This is a genomic window from Thermococcus sp. Bubb.Bath (assembly GCF_012027595.1).
GTDB lineage: Archaea > Methanobacteriota_B > Thermococci > Thermococcales > Thermococcaceae > Thermococcus.
The window spans coordinates 1-13,897 of sequence record NZ_SNUR01000005.1; the positions used below are offsets into that span (position 1 = coordinate 1).

The window sequence follows — 13,897 nt, forward strand, 5'->3', positions numbered from 1 at the left end:
GTGAGGCCGAGCTCGTCGAGGAGAGGAAGGTCGCCGGCGAGAACATGATTTTCGTTGAGGGCTGCAAGAACCCGAAGGCCGTGACCATACTCATCAGGGGCGGCACCGAGCATGTCGTTGACGAGGTTGAAAGGGCATTTGAGGATGCCCTCAAGGTCGTCAAGGATGTCATGGAGGACGGTGCCATCCTTCCGGCCGGCGGTGCCCCGGAGATTGAGCTCAGCATTAAGCTCGATGAGTACGCCAAGCAGGTGGGTGGCAAGGAGGCTCTGGCCATCGAGGCCTTCGCCGATGCTCTCAAGATAATCCCGAAGACACTTGCAGAGAACGCCGGCCTTGACACCATTGACGTGCTCGTGAGGGTTATCAGCGAGCACAAGAACAAGGGCATTGGAATAGGGGTTGACGTGTTCGCAGGTGAGCCCGCAGATATGCTCGAGCGCGGCATCATTGCCCCAGCCAGAGTGACCAAGCAGGCTGTCAAGAGCGCCAGCGAGGCGGCTATAATGATACTCCGCATCGACGACGTCATCGCCGCCAAAGCCAGTAAGTCCGAAGGCGGCCAGGGCGGTGGAATGCCTGGCGGTATGGGTGGAATGGGCGACATGAACATGGGCATGTGATGCCCCTTCCTTTTCTATCTCTTCTACCCCTCAGTTGAGGGTCGGGTTAAGCTGAACCCAAAACTTTTAATATCCAACGGTTATTTTAGTCATGGGGTGAGAATTATGGGACTGATAATGTGGTTGAGAACTGGTGTCTTAATGGCAGTCCTGACCGGCCTGCTCATGGGCATAGGTTACATCTTCGGCGGGCCGAGCTGGGCGCTGATGATGTTTATCTTCTCACTGATATTCAACTTCTTCACCTACTGGTACAGTGACAGAATCGTGCTGAGCTGGTATAACGCGAGGATAGTCGACGAGAGCGAGGCCCCTGAGCTGTATGCGATAGTCAGAAATCTGGCCGAAAGAGCCGGTCTGCCTACCCCAAGGGTAGCAATAATCCCCACCGAGACCCCCAACGCCTTCGCAACGGGGAGAGACCCGAATCACGCGGTCGTTGCGGTGACCCAGGGGATTCTCAGGATACTTAATAGGGACGAGCTGGAAGGGGTCATAGGTCACGAGCTGACACACGTGAAGAATAGGGACATCCTGATAGGCACAGTGGCAGCGGCAATGGCGGGTGCGATAGTACAATTAGCCTACTGGGCTCGCTGGATAGCAATATTCGGCGGTTTCAGCAGGGACAGAGACGATAGCGGTGAAATCATCGGAGCGATACTCGTTGCAATCCTCGCTCCAATAGCGGCAATGCTCATTCAGGCAGCCATAAGTCGCTCAAGGGAGTTCCTGGCGGACGAGGGGGGCGCAAGGATAAGCGGCAAACCCCAAGCGCTCGCGAGCGCGCTGATGAAGATAGAGCAGGCTGTCCGTTATAGACCTATGAAAGAAGGCAACGTCGCCACAGCCCACATGTTCATCGTGAACCCGTTCAGGGGCATGAGCATAGCGAACCTCTTCTCAAGCCATCCACCAACTGAGGCGAGGATAGAAAGGCTCAGGAAGATAGCGGAGGAGATGGGGATTTACTTCTGATTTTATCTTTTACTCTCCTTCGAGCTTCTCGTAGGTCTCGATGAGCTTGAGAACTACTTCGTACAGCTCATCGATTCTCTTCAGGCCGTCAATGACGCTGTTTAAATTAAGCCGATCGTACTTGTGGACGATGGCGTTTCTCAGGCCATTGTACTTCTTCAGCAGCTCGCCCTCCTGTGGGAAAAGAACGCCCTTCCTGATGAGCCGCTCAATATTCGTATAGTCGTCTTCTACCGTAATTCCAAGGTCTTTGGTTAGCATCGCCACAATGTCCATGGCGACATCGACACAAACCTGCAGAGAGTAAAGCAACGCCCGCTGTGTAACTTCATCGTGCATTTCGTGGGACTTTATAAACTCATATTCCCCCTCCAACTTCTCAAGCTTTTCCAAATACCTTTGCCTTCTCACGGGCACGCCTCCTCAGCCTGGCTTTTTCCCTCACGCTTTTAAACCGGTTTTCACGTATCCTATGTTCCATGTCGCTCCAGAGCTTCCTGAACCTGTAAAAGTACTCCGAAAGTTCGAGCTCGTCCCCGTAGATGACCCTATGGTTCTTGATTATATCTACCTGAACGTACAGCGGTAGCTCCTCAAAAACCTTCACATCGTACTTACCGCCGAGCCTTTCCAGAACCTTCTCGTACGTCCCAGGCTTTGGCCTCACAAGGCACACATCAACATCACTCCGACCAGTTGCCTCTCCCTTGATGCGGGAGCCATAGAGAAGAATCCCCATGCAGGCGTCTTTGAACTCCCTGAAGTCTCTGCGAAGCTCCTCCATGCTGACCATTTTTCCCACCTGTGGGTGTTGGAAACTGAATAAAATAAGCCTTTCGTCAGATATCCACCGCCCTCGTCATAGCCCCGTCAATCACAACCGTCGAGCCGAGCATGTATTCGGCTTCCTCGCTCAGCAGGAAAGCCACCAGCGAGCCGAGCTCTTCCCACCTGCCCGTCCTGTGGAGTGGCGTCCTTGACAGGACTTCCCGTTCCCAGGTCTCCTCGAAAGGCTCACCCCTTTCCTCGGAAAGTTGCCGGAGGTTCTCCCTTGCGCCGGGGGTATCGAAGCTTCCAAGGAGAACGGAGTAGGCCCTGATGCCTTTCTTTCCGTAAGTCCTTGAAACGCTCTTCGCCAGCTGGATCAGTCCAGCCCTTGTTACATCTGCCAAGACGAGCGGTGGCATTGGCTCCTTCACCGAGACAGAATTGAGATAAACGAGCGTCCCCTTCATCCCCTTCTCAAGCCAGGTCTGAAGTAAGAGGGTCGTAAGGTAACCGGGTGCGACCGAGTGAAGTGCGGCCGCCTCGAGCCAGTCAATGTACTCTGCCTCATGAAGAAGGCAGGGTTCACAGCGGACGTTTCCGGCGTTCCAGACGAGGGCGTCAACCCCACAGAGGAGCTCCCAGGAGGTCTTTACAAGGTTCTCCAGGTCCCCCTGATCGTATAGATTCGCCCTTACGGCGTGGACTTCCCCAAACTCCGCCAGCTCTTTTTTAGCCTTTTGGAGGCGTTCGGGATTCCGGGAGCTGATGACTACCCTCGCGTTTCTCTTCAGGAGTTCACGCGCGACGTTGAAACCGATCCCCCGTGATGACGCAGTGACGAGAACCCTCATCCCGTTTAGGTCAATCTTCACCGTCATGTTTACCCCTCCGGCGCTCGGGTTAATAACCTTGTCTTTACAACGAATTAGGCTTCTCGAATTTGAGGAGTTTTCGCCGTTTGTACAAACTTTTCATAGAAAGTGCCTTAAAGTTGAAAACTTTTTGTTAAAAATCAGAAGTTCTGAAAAATCTTGGGGTGATGGGTGTGAGATTCTACATTTGCAGAGCAAAAGAAGGGCCCAAACCGTTTAGAATTGCTATAATTGGTGCCGGACCCGCTGGGCTAACTGCGGCCGGCTACCTAGCGTGCAGAGGCTACGAAGTCCATGTTTACGAGAAGATGCCAGAGGGTGGCGGAATGGTGGCTTTTGGAATTCCAGAGGCAAGGATACCAATAAAGGCAGTTAGGAATGGAATAAAAGACCTTGAAAGGCTTGGGGTGAGCTTCCACTTCAGAACGAAGGTGGTGTACGATTCTCCAAGGGAGCTGGGTGATGAGTGGGCCGAGCACTTCGTTTCTTTGGAGAGGCTCCTCGGTGAGTTCGATGCCATTCTGATAGCGACGGGAGCGTGGAAGCCGCGGGCACTAACAATCCCCGGGGCGAAGCTTTCCGGCGTGTATGACGCCCTCACCCTGCTCCACCACATAAAAATGGCGAGGATGGAGTACTACTCCTGGGAGAAGATTCCGAACATTAAGGGCAAACGCCTCGTCATTATCGGGGCAGGGTACACCGCCGTAGACGTTGCCATTGAGGGCAGGCTCCTTGGGGCGGAGAAGATAACGATGGTCTACAGGCGGGGACTGGAGCACAGCTACGCGAAGACGGAGGTAAGGAAGCTGGTCGAGGAGGGAGTGGAGTTCATAGAGTTTGCCTCCCCAGTGAGGATTATTGGAGACGAAAGAGCCCGGGGAGTTGAGTTCGCCCGGACGGAGCTGGTGGAAGGCAACGTCATTCAAACAGACGAAAAGTTCATACTCGATGCAGACATCGTTGCCTACGCCATCGGCCAGCTTCCTACCAGCCCGATAAGGGAAATAGCATGTGCCAATGAGAAGATACTGAAGGATGCTGGAATCTTCTTTGCAGGAGACGTTGTTGCACCCAGGAACATAGGAACCGCGATGAGGGAAGGAAAAGCGAGGGCAAGGGAGATAGAGGAGTGGCTCCTTGAGAGGGCGCCTAGGAAGGTCTTCCCGGTCCCCGTAGCGGCGAAGCTCGTTAACCAGGTGATAAATGGGAAGTGCTAACCCCACTAAGGAAGAGGCAAAAATTGTTGAAAGGAAAATCATCAAACTTGTACTTATTCCCTGGATCCGATTATCAGCGTAATAAGTCCCAGCATTAGTATAGCTATGTCCACTGGAAATCCGACACTAATCCCGTACTTCAACCAGCCTCCCCAATCCTGAGGAGGGGCAGTATTTTCCCTAGCCAGATAGATCTCCCCTACAAGTGATTTTTCAACCGCACTCATATTCTGGCCAGACAAACGGGACAACTTTGTACACATCCCGGTAAGATTATAGAGCATCCCAAAATCCACACATGGTGATTGAAAGGAAGTGGAAATCGCTACATATGAATTCTTATATTTCATATACTCATCCCCTGATTTCATGAAGTAGATCCTTGGATAGCCATAGAATTTATTCGGATAAGAGTGAGTTACATTAACAATATCCTCACTATTTAGTTCCTCTGGCATTAACTTAGAGATAAGCCCAACTTTGGAAGTCACCAAATTGCCCTCTGAAGCTTTTTTTATAAGCCTTGCATACAGGGGAAACTTAGGATACCTAGTAATATCGAGACCTCCATCCCCATAGAGCTTGTACACTGCGTAGGATACGTTGTACTTATTGGGGCCTAGATAAGTGACATTGATTTCAAATCCAAAGGACAACATATCGCCAGATTCTGCCGGAAACTGTCCAACAATGCCAAAATACTGGAACTCACTCCCAGGAACTATTTTATCTCTAAACTCGGCGCTTTTGTAGCTCTCAAGGTAATATGATGCAAGTGGGAGGAAGACCAATAAAATTCCTAGGAATATTAAGATTACCCCTGCGATACTCTTGATCTTGACCATTTTATCATCTCCCATGGGTAAGTATAAGACATGTAAAATTTAAAATTTTGAGAATGTTAATCACCCGGAGGGCCGCACGTTCCTCACCTGCGAGACCAGGAGGTATGAAACCATCCATAGCGCTGAAATAAGGAACGTGACATCGTTTCCCGCGGAGATGCTGATCGCTAGCACGCCTGAGTGATGAACGTGAAGGCCGTACACGGGGGACATTACGTAGGTGAGATAACCTATGAGCCCTCCAACGGTGTTTCCCATGCTCGCCTGATTTTGAATGAGAACCAGCGAGGAGAAGGGGAGCATGAAGAGAGCCCCCATCGAGAGGACGTAGACTTTGCCCCCACCCCCGAAGACCGTTATCAGGAGCACCAGGGAGGCGTAAAAGAGCGTGGATGCCAAGATGGGAAGTGCAAAGGACCGTTCACCCATTCCCCATGCTATTCCAACCGTTGTCAAGAGGAATGGAAGCAGGGAAGCCAGAAGTGAGAGCATCCTGGCCAGTGGAACCGTCAGCCAGTCCCTGAACATGACGAGCTCGAACGTTAGGACCCTGTCCTCCGTGAAGAAGGGGACGGCAACGAGGAATATGTACACCGGTATCACTATGAACTGGAGAACCTCCACAAAGGCGAGGTTTCCCTTGTACTGGGTAACGGCAAAGTACTCAGCCCCAAGGAGAAGGGCCAGCACGAGCCAGTAGGTGGAATTAGCCAGTATCTCCTTCAGATACGTCTCAGTCGAGTACTTGAGCATAGAGCAACCGCACCCCCGCACGTTTGTATCCGAGGATTTTACCCTCCTTCATCAGGGAATCGAGCAGCTCCGGGCTGCATTTGCACACGAGGACGTTCCCAAAGTCCGCCAGGACCTCTGGAAGATCCACGTTCGCTCCCGATGGCACGAATACCTCGTACGCAGGCTCAAGACCGGAGAGCTCCCCGTACCAGCGGACTTTTCCCATCTCAAGAACCACCAGTGACTCCGTTAAGAGTTCCACATCCTCCGGGACGTGGGAGATGAGTATGTAGCTGTCAAACCGTTCCTTAAGCGCCTTGACGACCCTCCTGTAAGCGTGGATGTCGAGGTGAACGAACGGCTCATCAAGGGCAGGAATTCTGCCTTGATCGGCCAAGGCGTTGAAAATCCACACCAGCTGCTCCTGACCGGAGGAGAGGCCGTAAACCCTCTTGTCCATGAAGGCGCTTATGCCTATGTCCTCCGCCAGCTCCCTCACCCCAGAGGGATCGCCAGTAACCCTTCCAAGGAGCTCCACGAGCTCCCTCACCTTCATCCTGTAGGGAAGGCGGCCCTTTTCAAAGGAAGGGACGAAGACCTTGAGGATCTTGCCCCTCTCCTTCGAAGGGACGATACCGTTGATCGTGACCTTCCCCTCGTCCGGTTTCAAGAAGCCCATGAGGATGGAGAGGAGGGTCGTCTTTCCGCTCCCGTTCTGGCCGACTATCCCTATCCTCTCCCCCTCAACGTGAAAGGAAACATCATCAAGCGCCCTGTTCCGTGAATCGTAGCTGAAGCTCAGACCCTCGACGTTTATCTCAATCGTCACATCAGGCCCTCCTCGAAGCTACTATCAGCATGAGGATGCCGATTATCACTAAGCTCACGTTGAGCGGGAAGGAAATCGAAAAGCCGTGCTTTAACCAGCCGTTCCAGTCCTGCTTGGGAACGGTGTTCCCCCAGCCAAGGAAGATGGTGACCACTGGTTTTAATGTGGGGTTAATGTACTCCTCCGGAACGATTGTTCCCAGGAAAGTGGCATTAGTCGGATGTATGTTGACGGGAACGAAATGGCCGTCGCCAAAGGCCACATACATCCCCCGCGTATCATTGCCAACGCACATGAATGTCCTCGGCATGCCATAGAACTTGTTGGGCATCGTGTTGAACGTATCGTTCAGCCAGCAGCCCGGGGGAGGGCTTGGAGATATAAGGTGTTTTATCAGATCATCGCTGGCATTAATCACCTTATGCCCGGTTGATGCCCTGTACACGCCACCAGAAGCATAGAACGGAAACTTTGGCATCAAATTTGGATCAACCTTAACTTTACTACCCTTCTCCATCTTATAAGCCAATTTGTATGTAGTGTAGTTGATACTGTACTTTCCATTACCTAAGTAGGTTATGTTAACATCAAGACCCAAGTCGTAGTGTATATTATTACGTCTATCATTGGTGAGATTATAGAATGGATTTGAAACCATCACTAGATACTCCAGTGTACTCCCATTTACAATGGCCCCCTTGTAGGGAACGTGGGAGTATGTCCCGAAATAGTACATCCCCACGGGGACAAAATTGACCAGGATGCCGAAGATTATCAACAGCAGTGCGACGGTTGTATATGCCCTGCCCTTCATTTTTTGACCTCCTAACTAGCAGTAAACATTAGCCAATTACGAGGAGATACTAATAAATATATCGAAAAAATTATAAGAAAGCCATCCTTAGATTCAACGAGAAAAGTTTAGATTTCAATCACTACATTATTATAAAAATCTAAAAGATGCAGATGGGGGTGTATAAAAATGAACGAAGGAGAAATAGACTTTAAAGCCGCAGCCGAACTACTCGCGGCTACATCAACGTGGATTGGGGACGGTAGAACAAAAACAAGATTGAGCAAAACGGAACTTGAGGTGGACAACCCGCTGTCAGTTCCCCCGATGAATCCAGAGGACAACATGACCTGGCCGGAACAGTTATTACCAGCATCCCTAGCCGCATGCTTCATAACCACAATGACCAGCATCAGCGAGAGAATGAGGGTTAATCTCAAATCACTTCAAGTCACCGTAAAACCACTGCTAGCTAAGGACAGCGATGGAGGATTTAAGTTCGACAAGATGTTCATTACGATTGAACTTTCTGTTCCACAGGAAGACAGGCCCAAGGTCAAAAGATTGGTCGAGCTAACCCATAGGTACTGCCTCATAAGCAAGGCCATAAAAGGCAACGTAAAGGAAGTTATAGAAACAAAGGTTCATGAAGTTTAATCTCCCCTTTTAATACGCGAAAGTTTTAAACGCCCCCATTCCAACCCCCATCCATGACCGAGCCAAAAGATGTAGTCCTCAAAGAGAGCGAAGAGGTAGAGGGAATCCCTATAGATGGTCCGTGGCCCGACGAGGTTTCCAGCCTTGAAGAGGTTCTCGACTACTACGAGAGAATAGGCTTCCAGGCGACCCACCTCGGAAAAGCCATCCAAATCTGGAAGAAGGTCGAGAAAAGGCGCGCCGAGGGAAAGGAGGTTAGGGTTTTCCTCGGCTACACTTCCAACATCATCTCCTCCGGCCTGCGCGAGCTGGTTGCGTGGCTCGTGAAGGAGAGTAAGGTTGATGTCATAGTCACGACAGCCGGAGGAATCGAGGAGGACTTCATAAAAACTCTGAAGCCGTTCATCCTCGGCGACTGGAACGTAAACGACGCCCTGATGCGCGAAAAGGGGATAAACAGGATAGGCAACATCTTCGTGCCCAACGACCGCTACATCGAGTTCGAGAAGTACATGATACCATTCTTCGAGCGCGTTCTGGAGATAGAAAAGGAGCGCGGAAAGCCGCTGACCGCGAGCGAATTCATCTACGAGATGGGCCGCTACATGGACGAGAAGCTCGGGAAGGAGAAGGAGCGCTCGGTGATCTACTGGGCCTACAAGAGGAACGTGCCAATATTCTGCCCGGCCATAACCGACGGCTCCATCGGCGACATGCTCTACTTCTTCAAGGAGGAGAGGGGAGACAGAGAGCTGGTCATAGACATCGCCAACGACATCGTGAAGCTCAACAATTTGGCCGTCACTGCAAAGGAAACCGCCTCGATAATCCTTGGAGGTTCGCTTCCAAAGCACGCCATAATCAACGCCAACCTCTTCAGGGAGGGAACCGACTACGCGATTTACATCACAACCGCAGTTCCCTGGGACGGCTCCCTGAGCGGCGCGCCACCGAGCGAGGGGGTCAGCTGGGGCAAGATAAGGGCCAAGGCCGACTACGTCGAGATATGGGCAGATGCAACGCTGGTGTTCCCGCTGCTGGTGTGGAAGGTGATGAAGGGATAGGATTATATTCAATGAGGCCAAAACTAAAAGTGGTGGGAGGATGGAAGAGGTAACCCTCCGTGTGAGGATACCTGGTAATGTTAGCGAGGATGCCAAGCGGACAATTGAAAAAGAACTTGAGCTCGATGCCCTTAGGCTGTACCTTGAACTAAAATCCAGGAAAAAAGAGCGCAAAAAACTCCCAATCGAAAAATACATGGGAATACTTGGAAGAGCTTCTTCTGAAGAGCTCGATGCCTACGCTCTGGAGGCTGAGGAGCTTTGAGGGCGTATGGTGATGCCAATATCATCTACAACTTTCTTTTCATGACATCCCTGACACCAAAGGCGAGGGATATACTGATTCCAGAGAACGAGCTGGTGATTTCTCCTATCTCGATAAACGAGGCTGTTTACGTTTCATTCAGAAAGCTCGTCAAGGAAAAACATGGAATCTCGAACATCTACGAAGCGAAAAGATTCATCAAGACGCCAGATGGCTCAAGACTAATTGAAACAGCGTTTTCTAAGGTTTTGGACCTTATTGATGATGCTGGAATTAGTCTTGTTCCAGATGAGGACAGACCTGAGATAATAAAGAAGTTGCCGCAATGTACGGCCTCCTGCCAAGCGATGCAACGATCCTCGCGACATGCATAAAACACGGAATTCTAAGGATAGCAACTTTTGACTCGGACTTCGAAAATATTAACGGGATTGAGATTGTCAGATAGACCCACCCTCATCCAAGAGCCGCCACAATTTTTTCGCTCTCTATTTGCGGAAGGTGATGAAGGGATGATCTCTTTTCGTCCTCTCGTGAGAACGAAATGCATGCATATCGTCCTTGCATGAGGACAAGGTTTATAAATATGTAACTCGAAGATACCGGTATGGACGAAAGGATACTCACATCCCTTGTAGCAACGAGCAGACGGGTAAAGGCGTGGGCCAGAAAGTTCCCAAAGAGGCGCTTCCTCTTCCATGAGCTCAAAAGCATCGATGAAGAGTACTATGTCGGTGTCAGAGGCATCCGCGGCGTTGGCAAAACGGTCCTCCTACTCCAGCTGGCAAACGAGACTGAGAAAAGCGTCTATTTTTCCGCGGATTCTATACTTATTAAACCCTTCTCGCTCTATGAGGTCGTGAAAGCTTTGGCCAAGATGGGGTACAGAAACGTTTTCATCGACGAAATCCATAGGAAACCGGATTGGGCCGAGGACTTAAAGACGCTCTACGATGAGCATGAAGTTCGGGTATTCTTCTCAGGCTCATCTGCCATTGACTTGGTGTATTTGGGGGCCGATCTATCAAGAAGGGTCGTTCTGAAGGAGCTTCCCCCGGCTTCTTTCAGGGAGTGGCTCAATATCAAAAAGGGATTTGACGTTCCCAGATACAGTCTAAAAGAAATCCTCTCAAAAGCCTTTGACCTGACAAACATGTACGCTGAACTCCACCCAATGTGGCAGGAATATATGCGTGAGGGAGGCGTGCTCTATCCGGAGAGCGGTTTCTACGATGCCCTCGACAACTCCACTCGAAAGGTGATCCTTGAGGACCTCTCCGCGCTGCGGGAGATCAGCGTCAAGTACGAGACCGATGCATTCAAGCTCCTCTACTTCATAGCTCGTTCAGCACCCTTCGAAGCGAACTACTCGAGGATAGCCAAGCATTTAGAGGTTTCAAAGAACATGGCGATCCGGCTCGTGGAGGACCTTTCCAAGGCGGGTCTTTTGATTTCAGTTAATCCATGCGAAAGCCTCAGAAAGGAGCCCAAACTCTATCTAACGGTCCCCTTAAGGGAGTTCTTTGCCAGAAAGGGGTTTAAAGTTAATCAGGGGGCCTTAAGGGAGGAGTTCTTCGTCAACCATCTGCGTCACTACGGCGTCTGCTACCTCAAGGGCAAGAGAGGTGAGAAGACCGCTGATTTTAGGGTTAGAGAGTGGGTCATCGAGGTTGGCGGAGAAGGAAAGGGAAGATACCAGAAGCCTGACTACATAGCAGTTGATGGACTGATTACAGGAAAGAATAAGATCCCGCTCTTCCTCTTTGGGCTGATTTATTGAAACACTTAAATCCACCCTTTTCTTCTGAAATAAACGATCATCCCAGCCGCTATGGCGAGCATTACGAGAAGGACAGCTGGATAGCCGTAGTACCAGTTCAGCTCCGGCATGTTGTACGGCGAAGCACGGGGATTGAAGTTCATGCCGTACAGGCCCGTTATGAAGGTGAGAGGAATGAAGATCGTGGAGACCACGGTGAGGATGCGCATTACCTCGTTCGTCCTTATCGAGATTGCGGAGTAGTAGATGTCGATTAGACCGTCGGCCATCTCCCTCTGGCTCTCTATGAGGTCTAGAACTTCCACAATGTGGCTTGAAAGGTCCTCGAGGTAGAGGCGGGTCTTTTCCCCAAAGAGGTGGGCCCCCTCAACCCGAATCCTCCTGAAGACCTCAAGAAGGGGGAATATCGCCCGCCGGATGAAAAAGGTCTGCCTTCTGATGCTCTGGATGTGCCTCAGCAGTTCCCTGTCGGCTCGCTTAAGGGCCTCTGATTCAAGCTTCTCGACGGAGTTGCTTATCTCCTCCAGGAGGGGCAGGTAGTTCTCGATGACCGCATCGAGGAGTGCATAGATGAGGTAGTCCGGCCCAGAACCCCTGAGGATGCTGTCCTTGTTCCGTATCTCCTCGCGCACATGGTTGAAAACGTCCCCCTGCCTCTCCTGGACGGTGACAAGGAGGTTGTCCTTCATGAGAAAGGTGGTTCTCTCCTTTTTCAGGCCACGTTCTATCCGGTAAACCTGATGGATGAGAAGGAGGAGCTGGTCTTTCAGGACAAGAGCTCTCGGACCGCGGGAGCGCTTGAGCACGTGGAGAAAAGCCCTAGAAAACCCCAAATCCTCCAGTCCCTCAAAATCCATCCCGTCGATGTTAACCCAGACGACGGGGTAGTTCATGTAGTCCTTGACCTCATCGAGGCCCTCAAGCCTTTTTTCAACGAACTCCGTGGGGGAGTACGCAAAGAGGGTTATCCGCTTCTTCTCCACCCTATCACCTCAGGATAGGGAGAATAAGACGTGAGCCTTTTAACGGCTTCGGCTTAGAATGTAGTTCATTTAACAGTGCACTGCCGAATCTTTTCTTTTTGTCCTCTAACGGGCCGCCCCAAGGATGTCCTCCAAATCCCACACTAAGTAGTCTTGCTCTCTAAGCTCCTCTTTTCCTTTCACGCTTTTGGCTATAAGGCCTAACCTGGCCTTTCCGGCGGAGCGAACCTTTTCGGCCTTCGCCTCAAGTTCCCGGAGAACCCGTAGGGCGTCCCTCTTGCTCAAATCCTTCCATTTGACCTCCACGAGGGTAGTCTCGCTCTTGCCCACTGCAACTATGTCTATCTCATCCCCCCTATACCACCACCTGCCGAGGCTCTCGAACTCTATTGGACGGAAGAGCGTTAGGAACTCCCTCGCCAGCTCCTCAAAGCGGGTGGAATAGACCTTGTACAAGTTGTCGAGTCTCGCCGTTCCAGAGCTTATCTCGGCCATCTGCGGGTAGGTGATGGTGAACCACGTGAGGAGCATCGGATCTTTGATGTGGTAGAGGCTCACCTTCCTGCTCCCCAGGACTGGGCTTTCCTTCTCGACGAAGCCGAGCCTCATCAGCGTCTCAACGTAGGGGTAAACGCTCCTCGCGGGCAGGCCGACGAAGTTCGCTATCTTCTCAAGCCTCCTGTTGCCTTCAGCTATCGCCCTCAGTATCGAGAAGTATGTCTTCAGCTCCCTCAGCTCCTCGCCGAGGAGGACGTAGGGCTCGTCGTAGAAGAAGCCGTAGTCGCTCAGGAACTCCTCCATTAAGAACTCCTCTACGGTGTTGTAGCGACTCGCAAGCCTCAGATAGGAAGGAATTCCGCCGACGAGCATGTAAGCCCTTATCCCAAACTCCGGATCGGAGAAGAACTTAAGGGCGTTCGGATAGTCAAAGGGTCTAAGGTTCATGCTCCTCGTCCCCCTACCGTAAAGTGGAGACGCATGGCTCAGTACGTCGTCCCACATCATGCCGAGGAGCGAACCTGAAAGCACGAGCATGACGTTTTTCTCGCTTAGGATGTTATCCCAGACCCGCTGAAGGTCGCTCAGTATCTTTCTCTCAGACTTTATGGCGTAGGTGAACTCGTCGAGGACAATGAGACAGTCGTCAACTTTCTCCGCCAGGTACCTCAAAAGGTCGAGCCAGTCATCCGTCTTCAGCTTTCTGGCGAGGTCATCACCGAGAAAGTCGGCCATTGCTTCCCTGAACTCCCGCATCTGGACTTCCTTGAGGGCCTCGGGGAAGGTGAAGAAGAAGGTTCTCCTGCCCTTTGAGAACTCCCTCAGGAGGCGGGTCTTTCCAACCCTCCTCCTGCCGTAGAGGACGACGAAGGATGGCCTGTTTTCCCACTCCCTCCCAAGGATTCCCATTTCCCTATCGCGGTCGATGAATTTCATCTAATCACCATTATATATAATCGCGTTTATATATAAATGCGTTTCGATTAT

18 protein-coding genes are annotated in these 13,897 nt (G+C 51.3%); 9 read left to right on the top strand and 9 right to left on the bottom strand.

The genetic code is table 11. From position 1 onward, the window contains the following. Both E3E29_RS09665 and E3E29_RS09670 read left to right on the top strand, forming a co-directional pair. A partial coding sequence (locus E3E29_RS09665; protein ID WP_277346701.1) for a TCP-1/cpn60 chaperonin family protein occupies positions 1-623 on the top strand: 623 nt, incomplete at its 5' end. Between the two features lie 105 nt (positions 624-728). Next, positions 729-1,601 (top strand): zinc metalloprotease HtpX, encoded by an 873-nt coding sequence (locus E3E29_RS09670; RefSeq protein WP_167910898.1) that lies wholly within the window; start codon positions 729-731, stop codon positions 1,599-1,601. A 9-nt stretch (positions 1,602-1,610) separates the two neighbouring features. On the opposite strand, the gene E3E29_RS09675 is transcribed toward E3E29_RS09670, so the two are convergent. From E3E29_RS09675 to E3E29_RS09685, 3 genes are read right to left on the bottom strand one after another with little or no spacing between them, the layout of a single operon-like run. Continuing rightward, complete coding sequence (locus tag E3E29_RS09675; protein WP_240922847.1) at positions 1,611-1,940, bottom strand: DUF86 domain-containing protein; 330 nt, start codon at positions 1,938-1,940, stop codon at positions 1,611-1,613. A gap of 40 nt (positions 1,941-1,980) precedes the next feature. Then, positions 1,981-2,394: a nucleotidyltransferase domain-containing protein gene (locus E3E29_RS09680; protein ID WP_167910899.1), complete on the bottom strand. Its 414-nt coding sequence runs from the start codon at positions 2,392-2,394 to the stop codon at positions 1,981-1,983. A 46-nt stretch (positions 2,395-2,440) separates the two neighbouring features. Next, positions 2,441-3,220, bottom strand: a complete 780-nt coding sequence (locus tag E3E29_RS09685; RefSeq protein WP_167910900.1) for an SDR family oxidoreductase — start codon at positions 3,218-3,220, stop codon at positions 2,441-2,443. A 194-nt stretch (positions 3,221-3,414) separates the two neighbouring features. On the opposite strand from E3E29_RS09685, the gene E3E29_RS09690 reads away from it, so the two are divergent. After that, a complete protein-coding gene (locus tag E3E29_RS09690) occupies positions 3,415-4,461 on the top strand; it encodes an FAD-dependent oxidoreductase (protein WP_167910802.1) in 1,047 nt (348 codons plus the stop codon). Positions 4,462-4,514: 53 nt separating this feature from the next. On the opposite strand, the gene E3E29_RS09695 is transcribed toward E3E29_RS09690, so the two are convergent. From E3E29_RS09695 to E3E29_RS09710, 4 genes are read right to left on the bottom strand one after another with little or no spacing between them, the layout of a single operon-like run. Continuing rightward, positions 4,515-5,321, bottom strand: coding sequence for a hypothetical protein (locus tag E3E29_RS09695; protein ID WP_167910803.1), 807 nt, complete (start codon positions 5,319-5,321; stop codon positions 4,515-4,517). 45 nt (positions 5,322-5,366) lie between these two features. Next, on the bottom strand, positions 5,367-6,059 hold the full coding sequence (locus tag E3E29_RS09700; protein WP_167910804.1) for a hypothetical protein: 693 nt from the start codon (positions 6,057-6,059) through the stop codon (positions 5,367-5,369). After that, the gene (locus E3E29_RS09705) at positions 6,040-6,870 is read right to left on the bottom strand and encodes an ABC transporter ATP-binding protein (RefSeq protein WP_167910805.1); all 831 of its coding nucleotides are present in this window, start codon (positions 6,868-6,870) and stop codon (positions 6,040-6,042) included. Before E3E29_RS09705 ends, E3E29_RS09700 begins: the two co-directional genes overlap by 20 nt. Position 6,871: 1 nt before the next feature. Then, positions 6,872-7,684 carry a hypothetical protein gene (locus E3E29_RS09710; RefSeq protein ID WP_167910806.1) on the bottom strand — a complete coding sequence of 271 codons (813 nt, stop codon included), beginning with the start codon at positions 7,682-7,684 and terminating at the stop codon, positions 6,872-6,874. Between the two features lie 168 nt (positions 7,685-7,852). On the opposite strand from E3E29_RS09710, the gene E3E29_RS09715 reads away from it, so the two are divergent. From E3E29_RS09715 to E3E29_RS09740, 6 genes are all read left to right on the top strand, one after another. Continuing rightward, entirely contained in the window at positions 7,853-8,320 is a 468-nt protein-coding gene (locus tag E3E29_RS09715; protein WP_167910807.1) for an OsmC family protein, read from the top strand. A 53-nt stretch (positions 8,321-8,373) separates the two neighbouring features. Next, a complete protein-coding gene (locus E3E29_RS09720) occupies positions 8,374-9,384 on the top strand; it encodes a deoxyhypusine synthase (protein ID WP_167910808.1) in 1,011 nt (336 codons plus the stop codon). Between the two features lie 40 nt (positions 9,385-9,424). Continuing rightward, on the top strand, positions 9,425-9,649 hold the full coding sequence (locus E3E29_RS09725; protein WP_167910809.1) for a hypothetical protein: 225 nt from the start codon (positions 9,425-9,427) through the stop codon (positions 9,647-9,649). Continuing rightward, the gene (locus tag E3E29_RS09730) at positions 9,646-10,023 is read left to right on the top strand and encodes a hypothetical protein (RefSeq protein ID WP_167910800.1); all 378 of its coding nucleotides are present in this window, start codon (positions 9,646-9,648) and stop codon (positions 10,021-10,023) included. The genes E3E29_RS09725 and E3E29_RS09730 overlap by 4 nt, the downstream gene beginning before the upstream one ends. Then, complete coding sequence (locus E3E29_RS12095) at positions 9,975-10,097, top strand: PIN domain-containing protein (protein ID WP_167910810.1); 123 nt, start codon at positions 9,975-9,977, stop codon at positions 10,095-10,097. The genes E3E29_RS09730 and E3E29_RS12095 overlap by 49 nt, the downstream gene beginning before the upstream one ends. Before the next feature lie 159 nt (positions 10,098-10,256). Then, the gene (locus tag E3E29_RS09740) at positions 10,257-11,429 is read left to right on the top strand and encodes an ATP-binding protein (protein ID WP_167910811.1); all 1,173 of its coding nucleotides are present in this window, start codon (positions 10,257-10,259) and stop codon (positions 11,427-11,429) included. 5 nt (positions 11,430-11,434) lie between these two features. Here the strand turns inward: E3E29_RS09740 and corA are convergent, their stop codons facing one another. Further along, entirely contained in the window at positions 11,435-12,412 is a 978-nt protein-coding gene (gene corA, locus E3E29_RS09745) for a magnesium/cobalt transporter CorA (protein WP_167910812.1), read from the bottom strand. 105 nt (positions 12,413-12,517) lie between these two features. Continuing rightward, positions 12,518-13,846: an ATP-binding protein gene (locus E3E29_RS09750; RefSeq protein WP_167910813.1), complete on the bottom strand. Its 1,329-nt coding sequence runs from the start codon at positions 13,844-13,846 to the stop codon at positions 12,518-12,520. Positions 13,847-13,897 lie beyond the last annotated feature (51 nt).